The sequence below is a fragment of the Nocardioides sp. genome (assembly GCF_041393715.1).
In the GTDB taxonomy this organism is placed as follows: domain Bacteria; phylum Actinomycetota; class Actinomycetes; order Propionibacteriales; family Nocardioidaceae; genus Nocardioides.
In genome coordinates this window covers 168,070-192,270 of sequence record NZ_JAWKJQ010000002.1, presented here as the reverse complement: position 1 = coordinate 192,270, position 24,201 = coordinate 168,070, and the positions used below count along the sequence as shown (strand labels likewise).

Sequence of the window (24,201 nt, the reverse complement as noted above, 5' to 3'; positions counted from 1 at the left end):
CTCAGGCGCCTCGGGCCTGCGGCGGGGCCACGGTGTCGAGAGCCCGGGCGAGGACGGACGCCTGCGTGGTGCCGGCGAACTCGGCCTCGGGATCGAGCACGATCCGGTGCGACCAGACCGGCTGGGCGAGTGCCTTGACGTCGTCGGGCGTGACGTAGTTGCGGCCCTGCGCGGCGGCCCAGACCCGGGCCGCCCGCACCATCGCGATGCCGCCCCGGGTGGAGACCCCGAGGGTGGTGTCGGGATCGTCGCGGGTGGCCTGCGCGAGCTGCTGGACGTAGAGCAGCACCGCCTGGTCGACGTGGTTGTCGCGGACCAGGTCGGCCATCTCCGCCACGGCGTCGGTCGTGACCACCGGCTGCAGGTCCTGGGTGCGGTCGGGGCGGGCCGACCCGGCGAGCACCTGCAGCGACGCCTCGAGGTCGGGGTAGCCGACCGAGGTCTTCATCAGGAACCGGTCGAGCTGCGCCTCCGGCAGTCGATAGGTGCCGGCCTGCTCGATCGGGTTCTGGGTGGCGATCACCATGAAGGGCCGGCCGGTCTCGTGACGGGTGCCGTCGACGGTGACGTGCGACTCCTCCATCACCTCCAGCAGTGCGGACTGGGTCTTCGGCGAGGCCCGGTTGATCTCGTCGGCCAGCACGATAGAGGCGAAGATCGGGCCGCGGTGGAACTCCCAGCGGCCGCTGCCCTGGTCGTACATCGTCACGCCGGTGATGTCGGAGGGCAGCAGGTCGGGGGTGAACTGGATCCGGTTGTGGGTGCCCTGGACGGACGCGGCGATCGCCCGGGCCAGCGCCGTCTTGCCGGTGCCGGGAGCGTCCTCCAGCAGAAGGTGTCCCTCGGTGAGCATGCAGGTCAGCGCCAGCCGGATCACCGGCTCCTTGCCGAGCAGCGCCTGCCCGACGTTGTCGGTGATCGTGGCGAACGTCTCGGAGAACCAGGCGGCGTGGTCGGGCGTCAGGGTCATGCGCGGGCTTCCTCGTGGGGTCCGGGGCGCCTCGGCTCGGGACGCAGTCGTCCCGGGCGTCGGGGCTAGTTCTGGGTGCAGGTGATCGGTTCCGACGGCGGGACGTAGCCGTCCTGGATCTTGCCGGTGTTGGTCCAGTCACGGTTGCCGCCGCCGTCCACGCCGAGGTCGGCGTTGTAGTCGGCGGCGCCGTTGCCGGTCATGTGGCAGTGGACCGTGCTGTTGGGGCGGTAGTCGGTGAGCTTCACCTGGACGTACTTGCAGGTGCCCTGGATGGTGCCGGGACAGGCCACCGCCGCGCCTCGGCGCCACTGGTAGTCCGACGGCGGCCACGAGGTGCCGCTGGCGGACTTCGCCGTGCCCCACGCCGTGCCCGAGCTCATCGCCCGCACCGCGAGGGTGACGGTGCTGCCCTGGCCGGTGCTGACCGTCTGGGAGCCGCTGATCGGGGCCGACGACCAGCCGCCGCCGTTGACGGAGATCTGCACCGCGCTGACGGGCCGGCCGTTGGCGGCGCCGCTGGCGTTCCAGGTGAAGCCCACCGACTGGTAGCCACTGCTGGTGGTGATCGAGATGTTGCTGGTCGGTGGGCCGAAGGCGTTGACCGTGCCGGTCACCGCATCGCCGTCGACCACCTCGCCCTTGACGTTGCTCCGGGCCCACACCCGCACCGACTGGTTGGTGCCGTTGGGGAACGCCGCGGCGCTGGTGACCAGCTGTCCCGGGGTGACCTGTCCCTGGCTCGAGCCAGCCGACCAGTAGTAGGTGATCTCGGAGGGCAGTGCGCCGTTGCCGGCGGCCGCACCGAAGTCGAACCTCACCTGGTTGGAGACGCCGGTCGGGGTGAGCCGGAGGTTGCTGACCGTGCCGGGCTTCTTGAACGCCCGGATCGCGTTGGAGACCGGCGACCAGTCGCTCCAGCCGGCCTTGTTGTGGGCGCGGAACTCGAAGGTCTGGTCGGTGGTGGCGACCTGGAGGGTGACGTGGCAGCTGAGTGACGGCTGCTCGCCGCAGACGGTGCTGCCGCCGGTCTTGCGAACCTCGTAGGTCATCGACGGGTCGCCGTTCGGGTCGGGCTGGGACCACGAGATGGTCGCGCTCGGGTCGAGGTTGCTGGCCGGGTCCTTGGCGACCCGCGGCGCACCGAGGGCCTGCGGCGGTCCGGCGGGGACCTCCGGGGCGGACGTGTCGGACCAGTCCGAGGGCTCTCGGCCAGCGAGTGCGCCTGCACCCGGAAGGTGTAGGCCGTCCCGTTGCTGAGGCCGTTCCAGGTCAACGAGGTGCCGGTGGTCTCCGTTGGGTGACGCCGCCGACCGGCGGGCTCACCTCGAGGGTGTAGCTGGTGACCGGAGAGCCGTCGGTGTGCGGCTTGGTCCAGTGGACGGTGATCTGCCGGTCTCCGAACTCCGTGGTCGGCGGGGCCGGCTGATCCGGCTTGACGTCGGGCCGGACCTCGTTGGAGCGGGCCGAGGGGTCGCTGTCCCCGACCTCGTTGGCGGCCACCACGGTGAACGTGATCGTCTTGTTGTTGGGCAGCCCGTCGACCGTGCAGGTGGTGACCCGGCCGCAGTCGCGGCTGCCGCGGTCCTGGCCGGTCCAGCTGACGGCGTAGTTGGTGATCTCGGCGCCGTTGTTGGCGGGCGCCCGCCAGCTGACGGTCGCGGTGTGCGAGAGGTGGGTCTCGGCGACCACGGCGGTGGGCGCGTCGGGACGGTCGCGCACGGTGAGCCGGACCAGGCCCTGGACCTGCCGGCGACGGTCATGGGTGGCGTCGGCGACGGTGTACTGCGCCGTCATCTGGCCGTGGAACCCGGCCTGGGGGGTGATCGTCAGCGTGGTGCCGCTCTGGCTGACCGAGCCGTTGGCGGCCTGGACGCCGACCACCTCGATCGGCTTGCCCTCGGCGGCGAACGGGTTGGTGACGTAGGGCTTGACGTCGACCTTGCGGGGCTCGCCGGCGGTGGCGTCGTCGATGACGATCGGCGTGGTCGTCATCAGCGGCCTGGTGGAGGCGACCACCCGCAGCGGCAGCGAACCGGACACGGCGTCGGAGCGACCGTCGGTCAACGAGAGGTCGACGGTCCCGAGGGTGCCGGGAGTGACGTCGGCGGGTGCGCTGACGCGCAGCTGCTGGCCACGCACCGACACGTCGAAGGCCTTGCTGGCGCCGACGACCTTGAAGGTGACCCGGCCCTGGTCGCCGGGGTCGGGGTCGGTGACCATGGCGCCCAGGTCGACGGTGGTCGGCTGGTCGCCGGCCGCGACCGAGACCGTGGAGGGCTGGAAGGTCGGCGGGGTGTTGCGCGCCGAGGTCACCTGGATCGGCAGCGTCAGCACGGCGGTGAGGCCGTCGGGGTCGTCGAGGCTGGAGCCGTCGGTGACCTCGAAGGTCAGTGAGGTGAGTCCCGCGAAGTCGGGACGTGACCGGAACACCAGCGTCTTGTTGTCACGCGCCAGCGGGGAGCCATCGGCGCCGGGCCCGGCCTGCAGCTCCTCCTCGACCGACGCGAGCAGCGGCGAGCGCCCGGACCGGACGGTGACGTAGTCGGCCAGCGGCAGCACCAGCTCCTCGCCGGCCTCGACCTCGACGGGCACCTTGTCCTCGTCGAGCACCGGAGGCTGCTCGGCCGCGCCGGGTACGACGACCACGGCGCGCCCGACCAGGCCGTCCTGGTCGGTGACGTCGTAGAGCACCAGCCGCCGCTCGTCGGCGACCGGGATCACCAGGCTGCCGTCACCGGCGACCCGCACGCCGGCCTCCTCGGTGGAGACCACGAGCTCGGCGACGCTGCCGTCGGGGTCGTCGTCGTTGTCGAGCACCGGCACCCGCACGGAGTCCTGACCGACGACCGAGGCGACGCTGACGTAGTCGTCGCGGGCGATCGGCGCGAGCAGCGGCGCGTCGGGCGACACCGCCACGGTGAGGTTGCCGGTGGCCCGGCCGCCGCGGTGGTCGGTGACGTCGTAGGTGTACTGCAGCAGCGCCTCGGTGGGCGGCGTCGTCAGCGCCACCCGTCCGTCGGCCACCTCGGCCGGCGTGGTGGTGGTCTCGTCGACGGGCTCGACCGAGTCGGGCACCACGGCGACCGCGTCGCCGTCGGGGTCGAGGTCGTTGGCCGCCACGGCGATGGTGAGCGCCCGCTCGGGCCGCGCGCTCACCTCGTCGAGGATCGGGACCGGCGGCTGGTTGAGCCCGTCGCTGGGGGCGATGCCGACGCTGACGCTGCCGGTCGCGACCGCGCCGAAGCGGTCCTCGACGCGATAGCTGAACCGATCGGTGCCGCTGGCGTCCTCGGGCGCGGTGTAGCGCAGCGAGCCGTCCTCGACCACGGCGGTGCCGTACTCCGGTGCCTGGTCGAGACCGAGCAGCGACACCGAGTCGCCGTCGGGATCGATGCCGTCGAGAGGCACGTGCAGCGCGACCGACCTGCCCGCGATCACCCGGCCGACCAGCGGTTCGGGCGACGGCGGCGAGTTGCGGTCGCCGTCGAGCGCCCTGATGGTGAGCACCACCTCGGCGGAGGCGTAGTTCTGGTGGGTGTCGCGCACGGTGTAGGTGAGCCGGACCCGGCCGGGCTGGCTGCCGGCCCGGAACCGCACCGTGTTCTCCGACACCCACGCCTCCCCCGGCGGCTGGCCCGCGGGCACCTGCAGCTCCGGCTCGACCGTGAGCGGCGCGCCCGAGGGCGAGGTGTCGTTGTCGGTGACGGGCATGGTGATGACGTCGCCCGCGCGCACGGTGCCCTGGTCGTTGACCGGCACCGGCGGCTTGGTGGTGGGCACGGCGGGCAGCGGCACCACGGTGACCCGCGCCGAGGCCGTGTCATAGCCGTTGGAGATCGTGTAGCCCACCTCGGCCGGGGTCTCCAGACCGCTCGGCGCGCTGACCCGGAGCAGCTGGTTGTTGACCACCTGGACGGACAGGTCCGGGGCGGTGCCGGAGGTGTCGGTGGTGACGCCGGTGACCACCAGCACCCCACCGGTCGGGTCGTCGTCGTTGGCGAGCACGTCGACCAGCGTCGAGCCGCCGGCGGGGAGGGTGGCGATGTCGTTGTCGGCCACCGGCGCCTGGGAGCGACCGCGCTCGATCACGTCGACGCGCACCACCGCCGCGCTGACGGTCGGCCCGTCGGAGACCTGGTAGCCGACGTACGACGTGCCGGGGGTCTTCGCGTCGACCGTGAACGTGCTGGTCTCGGTGTCCATCCGGGTGCGCAGGCCGCCCTTGCCCGGGTCGACCTGGGTGAGCCGCAGCTCGTCGCCGTTGGGGTCGGAGTCGTTGGCGATCGGACGCACGACGGCCTGCTCCCCCGCGACGACCTGGACGTGGTCGCCGTTGGCGACCGGCGGCACGTTGTCCTTGCCGAGCACGTCGACCAGCAGGTCGCCGGTGGTCTCGGCGCGGCCGTCGGAGATGACCACGGGCAGGCTCTGCCGGCCCGGGTCGCCGGTGCCCAGGTGGCGCAGGTCGACCTCGCCGTCGGGGGTGAACTCGACCGCGATCGACTTGGTGCCGCCCACGGACTTGAGGAACACCGGGTCGCCGTCGGGGTCGACCCAGTCGGAGAGCAGGTTGTAGCGGGTCTCGGCGCGGGTGCCGAGCTCGACGACGCTGCGCCGACCCTCGAGCCGCTGCGGGGCGCCGTTGACGTTCCAGTCGTGGACCTCGACCCGGACCGTGGAGGTGGCCTCGCCGCCGCGACCGTCGGAGGCGGTGTAGGAGAAGGTGTCGGTGCCGGCCTCGACGCCCCTGTCGGGGGTCAGCTGCAGGGCGGCGCCGCCGCGCACCCGGGAGACGGTGCCGAGCGAGGAGCCCTTGGCGGAGGCGGTGAGGAAGTCGCCGTCGGCGTCGGTGTCGTTGGCGAGCACCGGCAGCGCGGTCGCGCGACCCGGGCGGACGCCGAAGGAGTCGGGATGCGCCTTCGGGTCGGTGTTCTTGTCGGTGCGCTTGGGCGCGGCCCGGGTCTTCTTCTTGTCCTTGGTCTTCTTGGTCTTCTCGTCCTCGGTGAGGCTCTGGGCGATGTCGTCCCAGTTGTCGACCAGCCGCATCCCGTCGTTGACCAGGAAGACGTTGCCGTTGGCGGTGTCGTTGAGCACCACCACGTCGCGGTTGACCCGGAACTGCGGCAGCTCGGTGTCGGCCAGCGCGTCGTAGGCCTCGTTGACGTCGTCGGCGTCGCCAGGGCAGTCGCGGACATAGCTGCCGGTGCCGCTCCACACGCCGTAGACGCAGCCGCCGACGACGGCCGGGGCCGCGGGGGCACCGCTGCCGAGGGTGGGACCGAGCCGGTCGAGGCCGCCCCCGTCGAGGCCCATCGAGACCAGGCCGTCGGGCGCGGCCAGGACGACGTCGTCGGCGCCCGGGCCGGGGAGCTGCAGCGCCGAACCGGCCGGTACGGCGTCGGCGGAGGCGCCGGTGGTGGTGTGCACGTGGCCCTCGTCGTCGAGGGCGACCACGGTCGAGCCGACCATGGTGAGGGTGAACCCGGCGTCGGGAGGGAGGTCGGCGACCCTGCCGCCGTCGGTGACCGTGAGGGTGCCGTGGGTGACGCCGGTGACCAGGTGGACGGTGCCGTCGGTCTCGACGGCGGCGACGGTGCCGGTGTCGGAGACCGCGACCTGCACGCCGTCGAGCTCGTCGAGCAGCGGGTCGGTGTCGGGGCTGAACAGGCCCAGCTCGGCCACCGGCACCGCCCAGACGCGACCCTTGCGGGCGTCGGCCACGGCGACGACGTCGCCGCCCTGCACGGCCGCGAGACCCGCCAGCGGGACCGGCGTCCCGATCTCGACGGTGGCGGTGTCGATGCTGCTGACGGTGCTCTGGCCCAGGTCGTGCAGGGCGATGTCGTTGGCCTGTTGGCTGACGTCGAAGTCACCCGACGGCGCGACGACCCCGCCGTCGAGCGTCCGCGAGGGGTAGTTGAGGTGGGCCGCCAGCCGCATCGAGCCGTTGGTCACCCAGACGCCGCCGTCGTTGAGGTGCACCTGCGCCATCGGGACGCCGTGGTAGGTCGCGGCCAGGCCGATGACGACGGCGTTGACCCCGAGGAAGGCAGCGATGCCCCGGGCGCGCTTCGGCAGCCCCCGCGGTCGCACCGTGTCCATCCCCTTCGTGTCCCCTGTCGCGGACGTCGCCGTCCACCGCGGTCATGCTAGGCCGAATCGGCCGCCCAGGGGGAACCGGTCCGCACCGGTCGCGCTCGTGGGAGCGGCTCGCGGGTCGCGGCCCACTCCCGCGGCCGGGGCGGCGGGACCGGAGCTCAGGTCAGGGCGAGGTGGTAGGTCTGCACGATGATCGAGCTCGCGATGCTCACGGCGATCATCAGGAAGCCGGTCAGCTGTCTGCCGCGGGCCATGGCCACGGCACCGAGCACGATGCCCAGCAGCGGCACCAGGGCGAGCACCAGCGCCAGGGGCTGGATCTCGTGGCCGTCCTCGGCCAGGGAGTCGCCGCCCGGAGTCGGCTCCGGGAACCATCCGGCTGGTGTGCTCATCTCGTGCTCCACGGGGTGTGGTCGACGCCGTGCGCGCCGCCTTGTCGCCGAGTCTGGCAGCGGCCGGCCCGCGCGTCCGGCGAACGCCGGAACTGGGGGCGGCGCCGGCCTCACGACGTGACCGAGCAGACATCCGCGGGGCGTGCGCGGCCCGCTAGCGTCGAGGTGAGGAGGTGACTCTCGTGGCCACCAAGAACGCGAACGCCCAGACGGGTAACGCGATCTATGCCCTCGGGATCTTCGGGGCGTGGGTCTACTTCTGGATGCAGGCGGACGGCTTCTGGCCGCATGTGCTGGCGGTGCTCGAAGGACTGGTCTGGCCCGCCTTCGTCGTCTACTACGGGCTCGAGGCGCTCGGCGCCTGAGGCCGGCGGCCCGGGCGGGGTCCGGACCCGAGGCGCCGGTCGATGTCGTGATCGGCGTCATGATCCGTGCCCGGCGCCGTCTCCTTGGTGAGTGCCCGCGCCCGATGGGGGGCGAGACACGAGCCTGTGGGGGGCCGTGCGCGGTCGCTCACCGCGTGGGGCCCGGTGGCCCGAACCCGAGACCGGGTCACCGGCCCCCGACGCGGCTCGCTCGGGGGATGTCTACTGGTGCGTACGACGCACCTGGTGCGTCGTACGCACCAGTAGACATCGCCGCGGCCGCCGGGGCTGCTCAACGTCGAGGCCACTCAGTCGGCGGCCGAGGCCAGCCACGCCTGCCAGGCCTCCTGGTGGGCGGCGGCCTGCTCCGCCGCCTGGTCGCCGTAGAGGTAGGCCCAGACCGAGACGGCCTGGCCCTCCGCAGCGACGAACGCCGTGCCGGGGGCAGGCTCGTCCAGGAGCAGCGTCAGCGTGGTCGGGCCCGCCTCGACGACGGTCCCGGCCAGCGGTGGTACGCCGGCACCCGAGGCCGCGACCCGCTCGCCCGGGCTGGACCGCAGCGGCAGGCCCGAGCCGGCCGCGAGGCGCGACCACGCCGCTTCCCCGGCCACCGGCCAGGACGCCATCGGGAGTGCGGCGACCGCCTGCCGCCCCGGGAAGAACGTGCGGTGCAGCCAGAGGTTGCGCAGGAACAGCCGCCAGCCGCCGACCATGTCGTCGTACTGGTCGTCCCAGGGCTGACCGTCACCGAACCCGCTGTTGACCAGGCGCACCACGCAGGTGCCGCCCTCGCGGGCCTCGACCAGCCACTCGAAGGCGAGCCCGTCCTCGAGCCGCTCGCCGCCGAAGACGATGCGGTGCGGCGGTTCCCAGGCGTGCACCCGTCCCTCGATCTGCATCTCGGGGCCGGGACCGAACGACGCGGTGGCGGTGCCGCCGGTGCGCTCCTCGACCGTGTGCGGGACGTACCACGAGGAGATGCCGGGCCCGGTGGCGATCGCGGCCCACACCTCCTCCGGGGTGCCCGGGACCTCGATCTCCAGCCGGATCGCGCGGCGCTGGGGGTCGGGGTCGAGGACGGGCTCGGGCAGCTGCGGGAGGTCAGTCACGAGGTGGCTCCTGTCGGGGTCGAGGATGGGCGGCCACCACCAGCCGGTTCCAGCGGCCGCCCGGGGCGGTCTCGTCGTGGTAGCGGGCCGCGAGGCCGGTGACGGCCTCGGTCAGCTCGCGGGTGAACGCCGCCCGGTCGGCGGCGCTCGCGAAGCGCAGGTCGGTGTCGATGGCCAGCGTCGGGAGGCTCCTGCCGGCCTCCTCGGCGCGCCGGGTGAGCGCCGCGACCTCCTGGACCAGGCGCGCGGCCAGCGCGATGAGGTAGCGCGACGACATCCGGTCGACGCCCTCGGGCCGGGCGGCGTCGCGGCCCAGGGCCGGCGGCGCGACGACGTAGCCCCGCGCCGTCGCGCGCACCACCCGCTCGGTGAGCCCGCGCCGCGGCCGCTCCTCGACGAGCTCGACCAGACCGTGCTGCTCGAGGGTGCGCAGGTGGTAGTTGACCTGCTGCCGGGGCAGCCCGAGCTCCGCCGCCACCGACGTGGCCGACCCCGGCTCAGCGAGCGCGGCCAGCACCCTGGCGCGGGTCGCGTCCAGCGCCACCACCGCCGTGGCGGGCTCGTCGATCACCTCGAGGTCGTGCACGTCGAGCATCCTGCTATTTGACAATTCAGATTGTCAATACGAGTGACGTTGCTCGTCCCGGGTCGCCACTCTCTGACGTTGATGTGGTAATGCTATGATGCTTCGGTGCGCACGACGCTCGAGCTCGACGACGCGGTCCTCGCCGCGGCCCGCTCGCTCGCGCGCTCGCGCGGGGTGAGCCTGGGTGCCGCCGTCTCCGAGCTGGCCCGGCGTGGGCTCGGGGTCGATCCGACCGGCCCGGGCGAGAGCGCGCGGATGGACGTCGGCTACGCGCCCTTCACGATCCTCTCCGGGGACCCCGAGCATCTGGTCACTCCCGATCTCGTCAACGCCCACCGCGACGACGAGTGACCATGCCCGAGCGCCTCACGGACGGCGAACCGGCATGGCTGTGTGACGTCAATGTGCTCGTTGCCCTGACGCTGTCGACCCACGTCCATCACCAGGCGGCCCACGCCGCCCTTCGCGGACACCCGGGACCCTGGGCCACCTCGTCCATGACCGAGGCCGCGTTGGTTCGCCTGCTGCTCAACCCCCGGGTCACGGGCCGGGCCTTCGGGGCCAGTGACGTCCTGGCGGTGCTCCAAGGACTCCGTCGGGACGGTCGGTGGCGGATGATCCCCGATGCGACCTCACTTGCCGACCCGGCCATCGACGTCTCGCTGCTGGTCGGACATCGACAGGTGACCGACCTCCACCTGGTCAACCTGGCCGCCTCGACCGGCGCCCTGCTCGTCACCTTCGATGCCGCGATCCCCTCGTCGCTGTCCCCGGCCGACCGTCGGCACGTGCTGGTGCTGCCTCAGTAGCAGGTCAGAGCGCCGCCCGACCGAGCCTGACGAGGTCCTCGCCATCGAGCCCCGGCCACCCGTGCACCGCGGCACGCCAGGCGGTCGGAATGGCGACGGCGCCGTACGCCGCGCCGAGAAGCGCGCCGGCGATCGCGGCGACGGTGTCGGTGTCATCGCCCACGCGGACCGCGGCGTGCAGCGCCTCGGTCAGGTGACCGGAGGGCGTGGTCGCCGCGGTCAGATGGATGGCCGCGACCGCGGCCTGCAGCGCGGTGACCGTGTAGCCGTTCGGAGCGAATCGAGCACCGGGCACGATCTCGTCGGCGGGCTGTCGTGCTGCGGCCAACCAGGTGCCCCACCCGCGGCGCCGCGACTCCGGGAGGAGGTCCACCCCGGCATCGACCCGGAGCTCGCCACTCTGGATCGCGACGCGAACGGCCTCCGACCAGAGCACGCAGGAGTCGCCTGCGAGCGGGTCGGCGTGGGTCAGTGACGCCACCAGTCGGGCCGCCTCGGCGCAGGACGCTCGCTCATGAAGATGCGGCCAGGCCACGGCGGCCGTCCGCATCAGGGCGCCATTGCCCGCCGAGTGCTGGTGGCTCAACGCGTAGATCCTCGCCTCTTCCTCATCACCCGCGCCGCGCCCACTTCTCCGGCGCTCAGCCGAGCGCGAGTGCCGGCGAGCACCACCCGAGTCTGGTTGCCGATGTCTGCGGGCGACCCGTCGAACCACGCGAGAAAGCCCTCCGCCACCAGGTCCAGCGCTTCGACCGTGCGAAGGTCGGGCACCGCGGCCGCCACCCGAGCGATCGCCACCGCCATCGAGGTGTCGTCGCTCCACTCCCCGGCGCGAAGTCACCCAGACCGCCGCCCCGCATCTCGGCGTACTCGCCCGGCCCGGGTGGGAGGTCGAACTCGTAGGGCACACCGAGCGCATTCGACCGCGGTGCCGAGGAGGGCACCAGCGGCGCGGTCTCCCACGGGATCGCTCATCAGGGCTCCTTCCCCACGAACTGCTCGCGCCCGGCGGGCCTGCTCCGCAGACGACGAAGCCCCGAGGTGGTCGACACCTCGGGGCTTCCTCGCGACGACTCAGCTGCAGCCGGAGGTGGACCCGCAGCCCTCGCAGACGTAGCAGGAGCCGGCGGGGCGCATCTTGGTGCCGCAGGTGAAGCACAGCGGGCTGTCGACGGCGTGGCCGGTGATCTGCTCCATCAGCTCCGCGGAGGTGTGCGCGGCCTTGGGCGCCTCGGCGACCGGGGCCTCGTCGACGACCTCGCCCTCGACCTCGTCGATCTCCACGGCGGTGGCGTGGTGCTCGGCCTTGAGGCTCTCGGCCTCGCTGATCTCGACCAGCGGCTCGTAGGAGCCGGTCTCGAGGTGCCGCTGGCGCTCCTCGGCGGAGTAGATGCCGAGCATCGAGCGGTCCTCGAAGGAGAGGTAGTCCAGGGCCAGGCGCCGGAAGATGTAGTCCATGATCGACTGCGCCATCCGCACGTCGGGGTCGTCGGTGAGGCCGGCCGGCTCGAAGCGCAGGTTGGTGAACTTCGAGACGTAGGTCTCCAGCGGGACGCCGTACTGCAGGCCGATGGAGACCGCGATCGAGAAGGCGTCCATCACGCCGGCCAGGGTCGAGCCCTGCTTGCCGAGCTTGAGGAACACCTCGCCGAGCTCGCCGTCGTCGTGGGCGCCGGAGGTCATGTAGCCCTCGGCGCCGCCGACGGTGAACGACGTGGTGCGCGAGGTGCGCGACTTGGGCAGCCGCTTGCGGGTCGGGCGGTACTCGACGACCTTCTCGACGGCCTTCTCCTCGGCCTTCGGCTCCTCGGCCTTCTTGGCCTTGGCGTCGGCCAGCGGCTGACCCACCTTGCAGTTGTCGCGGTAGACGGCGGTGGCCTTGAGCCCCAGCTTCCACGACTGCAGGTAGATGTCCTCGATCTCCTCGACGGTCGCCGTCTCCGGCAGGTTGACCGTCTTGGAGATGGCGCCGGACAGGAACGGCTGGCAGGCCGCCATCATCCGCACGTGGCCCATCGGGGCCAGCGCCCGGGCGCCCATCGCGGTGTCGAAGACCTCGTAGTGCTCCGGCTTGAGGCCGGGCGCGTCGATCACGTGACCGTGCTCGGCGATGTAGTCGACGATCGCCTCGACCTTCTCGGTGTCGTAGCCGAGCTTGGTCAGCGCCCGCGGGATCGTCTGGTTGACGATCTGCATCGAGCCGCCGCCGACCAGCTTCTTGAACTTCACCAGCGAGAAGTCCGGCTCGATGCCGGTGGTGTCGCAGTCCATCATGAAGCCGATGGTGCCGGTGGGCGCGAGCACCGAGGCCTGCGCGTTGCGGAACCCGTTGACCTTGCCGAGCTCGACCACGTCGGCCCAGGCCCGGGTGGCCAGCTGGTGCACCGCGCCGTCGACCGGGGTCAGCGTGCGGACCACGTCGTTGGCGGCCTGGTGCTTGCGCATCACCCGCTGGTGGGCCTCCGCGTTGCGGGCGTAGCCGGCGTAGGTGCCGACCACCGCGGCCAGCTCGGCGGAGCGCTTGTAGGAGGTGCCGGTCATCAGCGAGGTGATCGCCGCCGCCATCGACCGGCCGCCGTCGGAGTCGTAGCCGAGCCCCATCGCCATCAGCAGCGCACCGAGGTTGGCGTAGCCGATGCCGAGCTGGCGGTAGTCGCGGGTGGTCTCGCCGATCGACTCGGTCGGGAAGTCGGCGAAGCAGATCGAGATGTCCATCGCGGTGATGATCAGCTCGACCGCCTGCGCGAACCGGACGGCGTCGAAGGTGTCGTCGTCGGTGAGGAACTTCAGCAGGTTGAGCGAGGCCAGGTTGCAGGAGGAGTTGTCGAGCGACATGTACTCCGAGCAGGGGTTGGACGCGGTGATCCGACCGGTCTCGGGGTTGGTGTGCCAGTCGTTGATCGTGTCGTCGTACTGCAGGCCGGGGTCGGCGCACTCCCACGCGGCCTGGCTGATCTTCTTGAACAGCTCGCGGGCATCGATGGTCTCGATCACCTCGTGGGTCTGCCGGGCGCGCAGCCCGAACTCGCGGCCGTCCTCGACCGCGCGCATGAACTCGTCGGAGACGCGCACCGAGTTGTTGGCGTTCTGGTACTGGACCGAGGTGATGTCGGCACCGCCGAGGTCCATGTCGAACCCGGCGTCGCGCAGCGCGCGGATCTTGTCCTCCTCGCGCGCCTTGGTCGCCACGAACTCCTCGATGTCGGGGTGGTCGACGTCGAGCACGACCATCTTGGCCGCGCGGCGGGTGGCGCCGCCGGACTTGATGGTGCCCGCGGACGCGTCGGCGCCGCGCATGAACGAGACCGGGCCGGACGCGGTGCCGCCGGAGGACAGCAGCTCCTTCGACGAGCGGATCCGGGACAGGTTGAGACCGGCACCGGAGCCGCCCTTGAAGATGAAGCCCTCCTCCTTGTACCAGTTGAGGATCGAGTCCATCGAGTCGTCGACCGAGAGGATGAAGCAGGCCGAGACCTGCTGCGGCGACGGGGTGCCGACGTTGAACCAGACGGGGCTGTTGAACGAGAAGTACTGGTGCACCAGCAGCCAGGTGATCTCCTGCTCGAACACGTCGGCGTCGGCCGGCGTCGCGAAGTAGCCGTGCTCCTCACCGGCCGCGCGGTAGGTCTTCACCACCCGGTCGACCAGCTGACGCAGGCTCCACTCGCGGGCGTCGGTGCCGACCGCGCCACGGAAGTACTTCGTGGTGACGATCGTGGAGGCGTTGAGCGACCAGAAGTCGGGGAACTCCACACCCTTCTGCTCGAAGACCGTCTCCCCGGTCTTCCAGTTGGTCTGCACGACGTCGCGACGCTCCCAGGTGATCTCGTCGTAGGGGTGGGTCCCCTCGGTGGAGAACACCCGGGTGAGGCTGAGCCCCGTCCCGGTGTCAGCACCCGCGGCCTTGCGGGTGGAGGTGCCGGCGTTCGCCGTCTCGGTCATCTGGGTCCCCTTCGTCGTGCCTGGTTCGGTGCCGTGCTGAGCTTCGGTGCTGGTGCGGGTGGTACGCCGCGGCGTCGGGTGGACGGCGCGGAGGTGATGCGGAGGTGGTGCAGAGGTGGTGCGCCCGGCACGCAGCTTCCCCACTACGTGCCGGGCAGTCGGTGGTCAGCCCGTCGGGAGGGGCTGGGGTTCGGCCGCGGTCGCCTCATGCTCGGCGCCGTCGCTGTCGCCTGACTCGATCTCGCGGGCTGCGCGCTCCGCGCGCATCAGCGAGATCTCACTCTCGAAGTCGTCGGCCGACTCGAAGGCGCGGTAGACGCTCGCGAAGCGGAGGTAGGCCACCTCGTCGAGCTCGCGCAGCGGGCCGAGGATCGCCAGGCCCACCTCGTGGGCGGGCACCTCGGCCCAGCCGTCGGCGCGCAGGGCGTCCTCGACGGTCTGGCCGAGCACGGCGAGCTGGTCCTCGGTGACCGGACGGCCCTTGCACGCCTTGCGGACGCCCGAGACCGCCTTGTCGCGGTGGAACGGCTCGCTCACGCCGGCACGCTTGAGCACGGTGAGCTGCATCTGCTCCACGGTGGTGAACCGCTTGCCGCAGCCCCCGCCGTCGGTGGGGCAGGTGCGCCGCCGCCGGATCGAGCTCCCGTCGTCGGAGACCCGCGAGTCGAGCACCCGGGTGTCGGCGTGCCGGCAGTAGGGACAGTGCACAGCCGGCCTCCTTCGCGGTGGAAAAACGGGTCTCTTCTGTGAACAACTCGGGGACGCCTGTGCATCCCCGGCGGGAGCTCTTGTGGATGATCTCTCCGACTAGATGTGGAGAACTACATCGCTGTAATCCACTAGATGTTGTGGTTACCGTACGTCGACTCCCCTGCGTTGGCAAGGGGTTGCCCCGAACTGATCGACACCGATCGGGAGGGACCGCAAAACCGCAGGTCAGCGCCGCACCGCGGGCCCCGACGGCGCCCGCGGCCCGGCGTGTCGCGACGGCCGGCACGCCCCGCGGGGGCCCGGGGCCGGAGGTCAGCCGGTGTGCCGGATCCGGGTGATCTTGCCGTTCAGCCGGAGCACCAGCAGCGACCCGTTGGGGGCGACCTCGAGGTCGACCAGCTGGCGGGTGGGGAAGTCGGTGGCGAAGGCGCGGGCGGTGCCGCTGGCGACGTCGTAGCGCCGGATCCAGCCGCGGCACAGGTCGGCGAAGAAGTAGTCGCCGGCCATCCCCGAGGGGAACGCGCCGGCGGCGTCCGCGGGCGGGGTGTAGAACACCCCTCCGGTGATGGCGCACCCGCGCTTGTTGCCGGTGCCGTGCTGGTAGGCGAACACCGGTGGGGTGTAGGCCGGCACCGACTCGGGACCCTCCTTGGCCGGCCAGCCGTAGTGGCGGCCCTTGCGCACCTGGTCGATCTCCTCCCAGGCCTGCTCGCCCACGTCGTTGACGAACAGCCGGGTGCCGTCGCTGGACAGCTTGAACGGGTTGCGCAGCCCGCGCGCCCAGATCGCCCGCTTGCGCCCGCTCGCGCGGTCGTAGAACGGGTTGGACTTCGGGATCGACCCCTTGCGGTTGATGCGGAGCACCTTGCCGAGCAGGCTGGTCAGCTGCGGCGCGCTGGCGCCGTGCTGGCTGTCGCCCGAGGTGATGTAGAGCTTGCCGTCGGGGCCGAACTCCAGGGCCCCGCCGACGTGGTGGGTCGAGCGCTGCCGGTCGAGACGGAACAGTCGCTTCTCGCTGCCCGCGACCGCCTTGTTGCCCTGGGCGGTCACCCGGATCACCTCGTTGTGCGCGCCGACGGTGGCGGTGGCCTTGCGGGTGTAGTCGAGATAGACGTAGCCGTTGGTCTCGAACGACGGGTCCAGGGCGATCCCCGACAGTCCCCGCTCGTCGGTGTGGTCGACCCGGTTGCCCAGCGTCAGGAAGGTGACCAGCTTGCCGTCCTTGCGCAGCACTCGCACCCGGCCGGCCTGCTCGGCGACGAACACCCGGCCGTCGGGGGCCACCTCCAGGTCGATCGGTGCGACCAGGCCGGTGGCGATGGTGCTCTGCCGGAACCCGCTGGGCAGGTGCGCGGCGTGCGCCGGCGCCGGCAGCAGCGCGACGGACGCCGCCAGCACGGTCGCGGGCACGACGAGCCGACGGGCGGTGCGGCCTCGGGCGAGCGGCCGGAGGAGGGGGAGCCGGGGTGTCATGGGCCCACACCGTAGTGGCTGGGCGACAATGCCGGGGTGAGCGACGACGGAGCGGCGCGGCCCGGTCGGGCCGGTGCGCGGCGCGGCGAGCGGCCGCCGGTCCGCTGGCGTCGCGACGTCGCGGCCTACGCCGTGGCGATCCTCGCCTCCGCCGCCGTCTGGGGGTTGCTGGTCTTCCTGGCGATCCGCTGGGGGGCCGCGGCCCGGGCCGGCGAGGGACCCGGCTGGCTGGCGTTCGGCGCGGTCTCGCTGGGCGCGGTGCTGTGCCTGTTCGGTGGCCTGATGCTGGTCTCCCGGCTCAGCCGGACCGTCGGCCTGAGCGGCCCGGCACCGAGCCGGCACTCCTCGCCCGACTGAGGTCTGCGGCCGGTCAGCGGTCGACGAGCCGGCGCACCAGCTTGAGCCCCGACCAGTGCTCGTCGATCGCGGCGACCTTGACGTCGACCACGCCGAGCTCCAGCGCCAGGGCGCGGACGAGGTTCTCGTCGAGGTCGCAGCTCACCCCCAGCGAGCGCTCCACCTCGGCGCGGGCGGTCTTCTTGGGCCAGCAGACCCAGATCATGCCCGCGGCCGCCGTGCGCTCGATCAGGGCGGGCAGCCGGGCACGGAGCGGGGCCAGCCGGGTGTGGAAGGTGACGGTCAGGTCGAGGGGTCGGCGCGGCAGGCGGGTCACCACCTCGGCCGCACCCAGATCGCCGAGGTCGACCCCCGGCGGGAGGCCGTCCAGCAGCACCAGGTGATCGTCCTTGACCCCGAGCTTGCGGGGCAGCGGGGTGCCGGAGTAGCCGGCCATCAGCCGGCTCCCCCCACCGCGGCGAGCAGGGCGGCGTGTCGCTGGCGGACGACCTCGAGGTCGGCGGCCTGGGCCACCGCCTGCTGGGCGGCCTCCCACACCAGGTCACCCTGCCGGCGCAGCACGGTGAGCCGGTCGAGCCGGGTGGTGCGTCCCGCGATCGTGGTGAGCGCCTCCAGCAGGTGCAGGTGGACGACGACGTGCCCGCCGGCGGCCTGCCGCAGCTGGTCGAAGGCACCGCCCACCAGCCGCGCCCAGGTGAGCGGCCCCTCCTGGACCAGCCGGGCGACGCCGTCGCCGTCGGGATGCACGTCGGGAGGCATCGGCCGGTCCGCGACCCGGCTCAACCCGACGCTGAGCTGGTTGAGGCAGGCGGTGGCGGTCGTCGGGTCGTTGATCCCGGGGGACAGCGCGCGCAGACCGACCTCGACCAGCTGTCGGATCGGGAACTCGACGTCCTGGGCGATGCTGCGGCGGGGGCCGACGCTGACCAGGGCCGCCAGGTCGGCGCACTGCTCGTCGGTGGCGGCGCGGCCGTCGGCGGTCCAGGCCCGGGCCAGGGGGGAGCCGGCCACGACGAACCGGCCGGGACGCACCAGCAGTCGCAGCACCAGGTCGCGCTCCGCCGCCCGACGCACCAGCGCGGAGCGGTCGACGTACTGCACGTAGCCGCTGGAAGCCGCGTCAACGGCGTGGCCGGGGGGCGGCAGCTCGGGACGGGTCACCACGACGTCGGGCGACTCCCCTGCCTCGGGGACGGAGGAGTCCAGCCCGGCGCTCAGGTCGTCGGCGAGCAACTGGACCAGGTTCATCACCTGGATCGAGGTGGCGATGTGGTGGATGAAGTAGACCAGCACCATCAGCGCCGCGACGGCCAGCACGATGGCCAGGCTGACGGCGAGGTTGGGGACGCCGCCGGCTCGGTCGTGGACACCGCGCAGCACGATCAGGCTGTAGAGGAAGACGGCCAGGAACAGGCCGATCGTGAGCTGGTTGCCGCGGTCGCGCAGGAAGTTGGACAGCATCCGCGGCCCGAACTGGCTGCTCGCCAGGGTGAGCGCGACCATCGTGATCGAGAAGACGGTGGTGCCGACGGTCACCATCGAGCCGGCGATCGTGCCGAGGATGGTGCGGGCCCCCTGCGGGCCGCCGTTGAAGAGCAGCCCGCCCCAGGTGCCGTCGTGAGCGGCGTCGGCGAGCAGCGCTCCCCAGGCGAGCACCGTGGCGGCGAGCAGCAGCAGCGCAGGCAGGAACCAGAAGCTGACACGCAGCTGGTCGACCAGCCGGATCAGTCGCTGCCGCATCAGCCCTCCCCGCATCGACGCAGCCCCGCGGCCGCTCCTGCAACCTAACGGACCGCCCACCGCCCGCGGGACACCGCGAGGGGCGGGGTCCCCCCGGACCCCGCCCCTCGTCTTCCCCGGTGCGCACCGGCCGGGGTCGAGTCGGCCGGTGACAGCTCGTGAGTGCTCCAGCGCCTCGCCGTCACGGCGTGGCGATCGGCACCTGAAGTCGTTGGCCCGCCTGCACCATCGCGGAGTCGAGGGCGTTGAGCTGCTCGATGTGGTCGACCATCTGGCGCACCTCGCCGTCGGGCGCGATCTCGGCCGCGATCCCCCACAGCGTGTCGCCGGGGCCGACGACGACGGTGCGGGTCGGCTCGGGCGTGCCGGGGCGCTCGGTCGCGACCGATCCGGCACCGGCGAAGACCGCGGCCGCCAGCAGCACCAGCAGGGCCGCCACGACCACGACGATGCGCCCGCGACGGGTGAGCCGCAGCTCGCCCTGCGGTGCGCGACGGGTCTCGGCGGCGGGCCGCGGGACACGGGTCGGGCGGACCGCCCGGGTCGTCGGCGGTCGCAGCTCGGTGACGGTGAGGGTGCTCATCGGGACCTCCTGGGGAAGCGGCCGGCTCGTCGTCGGTCGGCCTGTCGGTGCCTGGTCAGACCGATGTCTATCGCCGGCCACCGACAGTCACCCGGACCGCGGTCTCGGGGAGCCCCGGAAGAGCCAGTCGATCAGACTTTCGATCGAACATGTGTACGACGTTAGAGCAGGTGTTCGAACGAATCAAGTACCTGGCCGAACAAATGTTCGACGGCGCGTCGGGGTCGGACCCGAGGGGGCTCAGTCGGCCCGGGCCGCGGCCCGTCGACCCCGACCGACGACCCTCGGCAGCGCCCGCGTGGCCGGCCCCGGCACCAGGCCGCTCCCCCGGACCATCGCGCCTCGCCAGGCGGGCAGCGACCGGACCACCCGCCGGCTGCCCAGCAGCCCGACGGCCACCCTGGCCACCTCCTCGGGGGTGAGCAGCCCGCGGCCGGAGTGCAGCAGCGCGTGGCCGGCACCCGCGGGGTTCATCGCCTCGAGCATCTCGGTGTCGACACCGTCGGGGCACAGCGCGTGGATCCGCACGCCCGGCGGCGTCTCGCCGTGCACCGAGGTGGCCAGCGAGATCAGCGCCGCCTGCGTGGCGGCGTAGGCCGAGAGGCCGGGGGCGGGACCGAGCCCGAACAGGGACGAGGTGATCACCACGTCGCCGCCCTGCGAGCCGAACGCCTGGAACGCCGCCCTGGTCCCCCACAGGGCACCCAGCAGGTTGACCTCCACGACCTCGCGCACCTGGGCGTCCGAGAGCGCCGCCAGGTCACCGTCGGGCGCGACCCCCGCGTTGTTGAACCAGGCGCGCACCCGGCCCAGCTCCCCGGCCGCCGCCGCCACGTCGTGGTGGGCCTGCGGGTCGCGCACGTCGAGCCGCAGCCCGGCCCGGGCCCCCAGCTGCGCGGCGGTACGCCGGGCCGCGGCCTCGTCGCGGTCGGTCAGCACCACCCGATGAGCACCACGCACGAGCCGTGCGGCGATCGCTCGGCCGATCCCCGACGCTCCTCCGGTGACCACGGCCACGCCCGGCTCGACCCCGCGCGCGCCTGCCCCCATGCCAGCCTCCTCCCGCCCCCGAGCAGGCCGATCACACCGATTCGTGGGCGCCAGGATAGGCCCTCCCGCCCGCGACACGCCGTTCGAACACCTGTTTGAAGTCGTCGGCGAGCCCGGCTAGCGTGGAGACTCCGGCTCGACCACCCGGGTCGAGCGAGCAGCACCCACACGAAGCACGCACGGATCGGCGCCCAGCGTCGGCCGGCGACCCCAGGAGGGGACATGGCCAGACGCGACACAGCGGGACGTGACAACGTCACCGAGCTGCCCGACGGCGCAGCGGACGCGACCGGGCTGACCCCTCGCCAGCAGCGCGTGCTCGCGACCATCAAGGACTCCATCGAGAAGCGCGGCTATCCCCCGTCGATGCGCGAGATCGGCGAGGCGGTGGGGCTGACCTCCTCCTCCTCGGTCTCCCACCAGCTGCGGGTCCTGGAGGAGAAGGGGTTCCTCAAGCGCGACCCCAACCGGCCGCGCGCACTGGAGGTGTTCCTGCCCGAGGTGCTGGCCGCACGCCGCTCGATCGGCGCCGCCGACGAGACCTCGATCGACGAGACCGGCATCGGCGACACCGTCACCCCGACCGCCTACGTCCCGATGGTCGGCCGGATCGCCGCCGGTGGGCCGATTCTGGCCGAGGAGCAGGTGGAGGACGTCTTCGCGCTCCCCAAGCAGCTGGTCGGCGACGGCACCCTGTTCCTGCTCGAGGTGCGTGGCGACTCGATGATCGACGCCGCCATCTGCGACGGCGACTACGTCGTGGTCAAGCAGCAGCAGCACGCCGACAACGGCGACATCGTGGCGGCCCTGCTCGACGGCGAGGCCACCGTGAAGACCTTCCAGCGCCGCGACGGCCAGGTCTGGCTGCTCCCCCACAACGAGCGCTACGACCCGATCGACGGCACGCACGCCTCGATCCTCGGCCGGGTCACCGCGGTGCTGCGGCGGGTCTGACGGGTCTGCCGATTCTCCGGCGCGGCCCCGGATGCGGGGCTAGGCTCGGCGTCATGACGGCCCCCGTTCTCTCGCCTGCGCGCGTTCGCCTGCTCACCTGGGCGTTCATCGGCGTGGCGCTGCTGGCCTTCATCCTCGTCGCTCGCTGACACCGGGCGTCCGCTCCTCGAGCGGCGTGCCCTGACGCCCGATCCAGGGTGCTCTCAGGGGAAACCCGGTGGCCGCGCCTTGAGTCCGGGCGGCAGGATGGAGGGGTGAGCCTCGCCCTGTCTTGGACATCCGTGGGCCGGCGCACTCGACGGGGGATCTACGAAGTCATGCTCCTGGGGGTGCTCTACGCCGGCTACTCGGCGACGCGCCTGCTGGCGGACGACTCCCTCACGATGGCCCGCGAGCGGGCGGTCGCGACGGAGTCGGTGGAGCGTGCGCTGGGTCTCGACCTCGAGGCGCCGCTCAACCAGCTCTTCCTCTCCTCGGAGACGCTTCGGCTGGTCGGCAGCTACTGGTACGCCACCCTGCACTACGTCGTCACGGCGGCGGTGCTCCTGTGGCTCTACCGGCGCGGCCGCGCGTCGTCGTACCTCCCCGCCCGGAGGGCGTTGGTGCTGGCCTCGGTCGCGGCGCTGGCGTGCTATCTGATGATGCCGCTGGCGCCGCCGCGGTTCATGCCCGGCTACGTCGACGTGCTGCACCTGACGGCCACCGACGGCTGGTGGGGGGCCGACGCCTCCGCTCCGCGGGGGCTGGGTGAGTACACCAACGAGCTGGCCGCCTTCCCGTCGCTGCACGCCGGCTGGGCGCTGTGGGTGGCGCTGGTGGTCAGCCGCGAGGTGTCCGCCCGGTGGGCCCGCGCCCTGGCCTGGGCCTATGCCGCCGGCACCGCGCTGGTCATCGTCGGCACCGGCAACCACTGGACCCTCGACGTGGTCGGCGGGTGGGCCGTGGTGCTGGCCGCCTGGCTGCTGGTCGGCAACCTGCCCGAGCAGGCCGGGCCCGCGCCCTCGGCCGCACTCGAGGACCGGCTGGCGTCGGTCCCGGATCAGCCCTGGGCCAGCCTGGCCAGCGCCTGTCGGACCACCGCCGGGTCGGATGTCGACCACATCGGAGGCAGCGAGGCGCGCAGGAAGGACCCGTAGCGGGCGGTGGCCAGCCGTGGGTCGAGCACCGCGACCACCCCACGGTCCTCCGTCGTCCGGATCAGCCGGCCCGCGCCCTGGGCCAGCAGCAGGGCCGCGTGCGTGGCGGCCACCTGCATGAAGCCGTTGCCGCCGGCCCGGTCGGCGGCCCGCTGGCGCGCCGACATCAGCGGGTCGTCGGGTCGGGGGAACGGGATGCGGTCGATGAGCACCAGCTGGCAGGTGTCGCCGGGCACGTCGAGGCCCTGCCACAGCGACAGCGTGCCGAACAGACAGGTGTGCGGGTCGTCGACGAACTGGCGCGCCAGCTCGGGCAGCTGCGCCTCGCCCTGGGCCAGCGTGGTGAGGTGGGGCAGCCGCTCCCGGACGACCTCGGCCGCGGCCTCGGCGGCCCGGCGCGAGGAGAACAGCCCGAGCGTGCGGCCCTGGGCCGCGTCGACGAGCTCGACGATCTCGTCGAGCTGGGCCTCCCCGAGGCCGTCGCGGCCCGGGGGCGGCAGGTGCCGGGCGACGTAGAGGATCGCCTGGCGGCCGTAGTCGAACGGCGACCCCACGTCGAGGCCACGCCACGGCACGACTCCCTCGCCGGGCTCGGCCGCCGGCTCCGACCGATCGGCGGCGCGCTGCTCGTCGGGCCGCAGCCCGACGGAGGTGGCGACCGCGGTGAAGTCGCCGCCCAGCATCAGCGTGGCCGAGGTGAACACGACGGCCTTGTCGGCCAGCAGCTTGTCGCGCATCGGGCCCCAGACCTGCAACGGCGCCACGTGCAGCCGCGGCGGCCTGCGGTCGCCGCCCTCCGCGAGCCACAGCACGTCGCCCTCGGCGTCGGCGGCCATCCGCTCGGCGACGGCGAACACCTCCTGCACCGCCCCCCGCGCCTGGGTGCGCCCGGCATCGACGTCGCCGCCCTCCTGGGCACCGCTCTCCTTGGGGTAGGCCGACACGCACGCCCGAGCGGCATCGCGCACCAGCACGAGGGCGTCGGACAGCTCGTCGGGCATCCGGTCGAAGCGCCCCGGGGGCAGGTCGGCGATCGCGTCGGCCAGCGCCCCGGCGGCGTCGTCGAGGTCGTCGGCCTGGTCGCCCTCGACGAACCGCTGCGAGCGCTTGGCCGCCCGCTCCACGTCGGCGACGGCCAGCTCGTCCGTGGCGGCCTGGGTCACCCGCGCGGTCACCTCGTGGGCCTCGTCGACGACGACGCAGTCGTAGTCGGGGATCATCGGCACCCCCTCGATCGCGTCGATCGACAGCAGCGAGTGGTTGGTCACGACCAGGTGCGACCGGTGGGCGCGGTCGCGCGCCTGCTCGGCGAAGCACTCGCCGCCGAACGGGCACTTCGCCGCGCCGAGGCACTCGCGGTGGGACACGCTGACCTGGCGCCAGACCCGGTCGGTGTGCCGGGGCGCGTGGTCGCGCTCGCCGGTGCCGCCCTGCTCGGCCTCCTCCTCGGCCCACGCACGCAGCGCCAGGACCTCGGCGCCCATCGTGCCCTCGGGCACCTGGACCAGCACCCCCTGGTCGTCGGGCACGCCCTCGCGGATGCGGTGCAGGCAGGCGTAGTTGGAGCGGCCCTTGAGCACGGCGTACGACGTGTCGAGGCCGGGCTCGGCGACCGCCTCGACCAGCCGCGGCAGGTCTCGCTCGACGAGCTGGTGCTGCAGGGCCAGCGTGGCCGTGGCGATCACCACCCGCCGGTCGTGGAGGAGCGCCGGCACGAGGTAGGCCAGCGACTTGCCGGTGCCGGTGCCGGCCTGGACGAGCAGGTGCTCGCCGGTCGCGAAGGTCTCGGCGACCGCCTCGGCCATCGCCACCTGGCCCGGCCGCTCGGTGCCGCCGAGCGCCTCGACCGCGCGCGCCAGCAGTCGCTCGACGTCGTTGCCGGCCATGGGCTGCTCCGAAGAGGAGGTCTCGGCGTCGGCAGG

Annotated in this window: 20 protein-coding genes and 1 pseudogene; 6 read left to right on the top strand and 15 right to left on the bottom strand. The window is 72.8% G+C overall.

What is annotated here, in order from left to right; genetic code table 11:
• Window position 1: 1 nt before the first annotated feature.
• The 4 genes from R2740_RS03845 to R2740_RS03830 all read right to left on the bottom strand — a co-directional run bounded on the left by R2740_RS03845 (window position 2) and on the right by R2740_RS03830 (window position 7,464).
• A complete protein-coding gene (locus R2740_RS03845) occupies window positions 2-970 on the bottom strand; it encodes an AAA family ATPase (protein ID WP_371301372.1) in 969 nt (322 codons plus the stop codon).
• 65 nt (window positions 971-1,035) lie between these two features.
• Window positions 1,036-2,022 (bottom strand): hypothetical protein, encoded by a 987-nt coding sequence (locus R2740_RS03840; RefSeq protein WP_371301371.1) that lies wholly within the window; start codon window positions 2,020-2,022, stop codon window positions 1,036-1,038.
• Between the two features lie 220 nt (window positions 2,023-2,242).
• Window positions 2,243-7,075, bottom strand: a complete 4,833-nt coding sequence (locus R2740_RS03835; protein ID WP_371301370.1) for an Ig-like domain-containing protein — start codon at window positions 7,073-7,075, stop codon at window positions 2,243-2,245.
• A gap of 155 nt (window positions 7,076-7,230) precedes the next feature.
• Entirely contained in the window at window positions 7,231-7,464 is a 234-nt protein-coding gene (locus R2740_RS03830; protein WP_371301369.1) for a hypothetical protein, read from the bottom strand.
• Between the two features lie 173 nt (window positions 7,465-7,637).
• Between R2740_RS03830 and R2740_RS03825 the strand changes: the two genes are divergently transcribed.
• A complete protein-coding gene (locus R2740_RS03825; RefSeq protein WP_371301368.1) occupies window positions 7,638-7,829 on the top strand; it encodes a hypothetical protein in 192 nt (63 codons plus the stop codon).
• A gap of 308 nt (window positions 7,830-8,137) precedes the next feature.
• On the opposite strand, the gene R2740_RS03820 is transcribed toward R2740_RS03825, so the two are convergent.
• The gene (locus R2740_RS03820) at window positions 8,138-8,938 is read right to left on the bottom strand and encodes an SRPBCC domain-containing protein (protein ID WP_371301367.1); all 801 of its coding nucleotides are present in this window, start codon (window positions 8,936-8,938) and stop codon (window positions 8,138-8,140) included.
• The gene (locus R2740_RS03815) at window positions 8,931-9,533 is read right to left on the bottom strand and encodes an ArsR/SmtB family transcription factor (protein ID WP_371301366.1); all 603 of its coding nucleotides are present in this window, start codon (window positions 9,531-9,533) and stop codon (window positions 8,931-8,933) included. The genes R2740_RS03820 and R2740_RS03815 overlap by 8 nt, the downstream gene beginning before the upstream one ends.
• A gap of 96 nt (window positions 9,534-9,629) precedes the next feature.
• Here R2740_RS03815 and R2740_RS03810 point away from each other — a divergent pair, with 96 nt between their 5' ends.
• A complete protein-coding gene (locus tag R2740_RS03810) occupies window positions 9,630-9,875 on the top strand; it encodes a CopG family transcriptional regulator (RefSeq protein WP_371301365.1) in 246 nt (81 codons plus the stop codon).
• Window positions 9,876-9,877: 2 nt separating this feature from the next.
• Window positions 9,878-10,333: a TA system VapC family ribonuclease toxin gene (locus tag R2740_RS03805; protein ID WP_371301364.1), complete on the top strand. Its 456-nt coding sequence runs from the start codon at window positions 9,878-9,880 to the stop codon at window positions 10,331-10,333.
• 4 nt (window positions 10,334-10,337) lie between these two features.
• On the opposite strand, the pseudogene R2740_RS03800 reads toward R2740_RS03805, so the two are convergent.
• The 4 genes and pseudogenes from R2740_RS03800 to R2740_RS03785 all read right to left on the bottom strand — a co-directional run bounded on the left by R2740_RS03800 (window position 10,338) and on the right by R2740_RS03785 (window position 16,459).
• Window positions 10,338-11,137: pseudogene (locus R2740_RS03800) on the bottom strand (ADP-ribosylglycohydrolase family protein).
• A 270-nt stretch (window positions 11,138-11,407) separates the two neighbouring features.
• Window positions 11,408-14,275, bottom strand: a complete 2,868-nt coding sequence (locus R2740_RS03795) for a vitamin B12-dependent ribonucleotide reductase (RefSeq protein WP_371301363.1) — start codon at window positions 14,273-14,275, stop codon at window positions 11,408-11,410.
• Window positions 14,276-14,440: 165 nt separating this feature from the next.
• Window positions 14,441-14,983, bottom strand: coding sequence for a transcriptional regulator NrdR (gene nrdR / locus R2740_RS03790; RefSeq protein WP_371301362.1), 543 nt, complete (start codon window positions 14,981-14,983; stop codon window positions 14,441-14,443).
• Window positions 14,984-15,298: 315 nt separating this feature from the next.
• A complete protein-coding gene (locus R2740_RS03785) occupies window positions 15,299-16,459 on the bottom strand; it encodes a sorbosone dehydrogenase family protein (RefSeq protein WP_371301361.1) in 1,161 nt (386 codons plus the stop codon).
• Between the two features lie 36 nt (window positions 16,460-16,495).
• Here R2740_RS03785 and R2740_RS03780 point away from each other — a divergent pair, with 36 nt between their 5' ends.
• The gene (locus R2740_RS03780) at window positions 16,496-16,816 is read left to right on the top strand and encodes a hypothetical protein (protein WP_371301360.1); all 321 of its coding nucleotides are present in this window, start codon (window positions 16,496-16,498) and stop codon (window positions 16,814-16,816) included.
• 13 nt (window positions 16,817-16,829) lie between these two features.
• On the opposite strand, the gene R2740_RS03775 is transcribed toward R2740_RS03780, so the two are convergent.
• The 4 genes from R2740_RS03775 to R2740_RS03760 form a co-directional block, all read right to left on the bottom strand.
• The gene (locus R2740_RS03775) at window positions 16,830-17,252 is read right to left on the bottom strand and encodes a DUF3052 domain-containing protein (RefSeq protein WP_371301359.1); all 423 of its coding nucleotides are present in this window, start codon (window positions 17,250-17,252) and stop codon (window positions 16,830-16,832) included.
• Window positions 17,252-18,556, bottom strand: a complete 1,305-nt coding sequence (locus tag R2740_RS03770; protein WP_371301358.1) for a DUF2254 domain-containing protein — start codon at window positions 18,554-18,556, stop codon at window positions 17,252-17,254. The genes R2740_RS03775 and R2740_RS03770 overlap by 1 nt, the downstream gene beginning before the upstream one ends.
• A 181-nt stretch (window positions 18,557-18,737) precedes the next feature.
• Window positions 18,738-19,139, bottom strand: coding sequence for a LysM peptidoglycan-binding domain-containing protein (locus R2740_RS03765; protein WP_371301357.1), 402 nt, complete (start codon window positions 19,137-19,139; stop codon window positions 18,738-18,740).
• Between the two features lie 240 nt (window positions 19,140-19,379).
• On the bottom strand, window positions 19,380-20,189 hold the full coding sequence (locus tag R2740_RS03760) for an SDR family NAD(P)-dependent oxidoreductase (protein WP_371301356.1): 810 nt from the start codon (window positions 20,187-20,189) through the stop codon (window positions 19,380-19,382).
• 222 nt (window positions 20,190-20,411) lie between these two features.
• On the opposite strand from R2740_RS03760, the gene lexA reads away from it, so the two are divergent.
• Both lexA and R2740_RS03750 read left to right on the top strand, forming a co-directional pair.
• Window positions 20,412-21,143, top strand: coding sequence for a transcriptional repressor LexA (gene lexA / locus R2740_RS03755; RefSeq protein WP_371301355.1), 732 nt, complete (start codon window positions 20,412-20,414; stop codon window positions 21,141-21,143).
• A gap of 317 nt (window positions 21,144-21,460) precedes the next feature.
• A complete protein-coding gene (locus R2740_RS03750; RefSeq protein ID WP_371301354.1) occupies window positions 21,461-22,279 on the top strand; it encodes a phosphatase PAP2 family protein in 819 nt (272 codons plus the stop codon).
• Here R2740_RS03750 and R2740_RS03745 read toward each other — a convergent pair.
• Window positions 22,183-24,165 (bottom strand): ATP-dependent DNA helicase, encoded by a 1,983-nt coding sequence (locus tag R2740_RS03745; protein ID WP_371301646.1) that lies wholly within the window; start codon window positions 24,163-24,165, stop codon window positions 22,183-22,185. The two genes, R2740_RS03750 and R2740_RS03745, sit on opposite strands and share 97 nt — an antisense overlap.
• Between the last annotated feature and the right edge of the window lie 36 nt (window positions 24,166-24,201).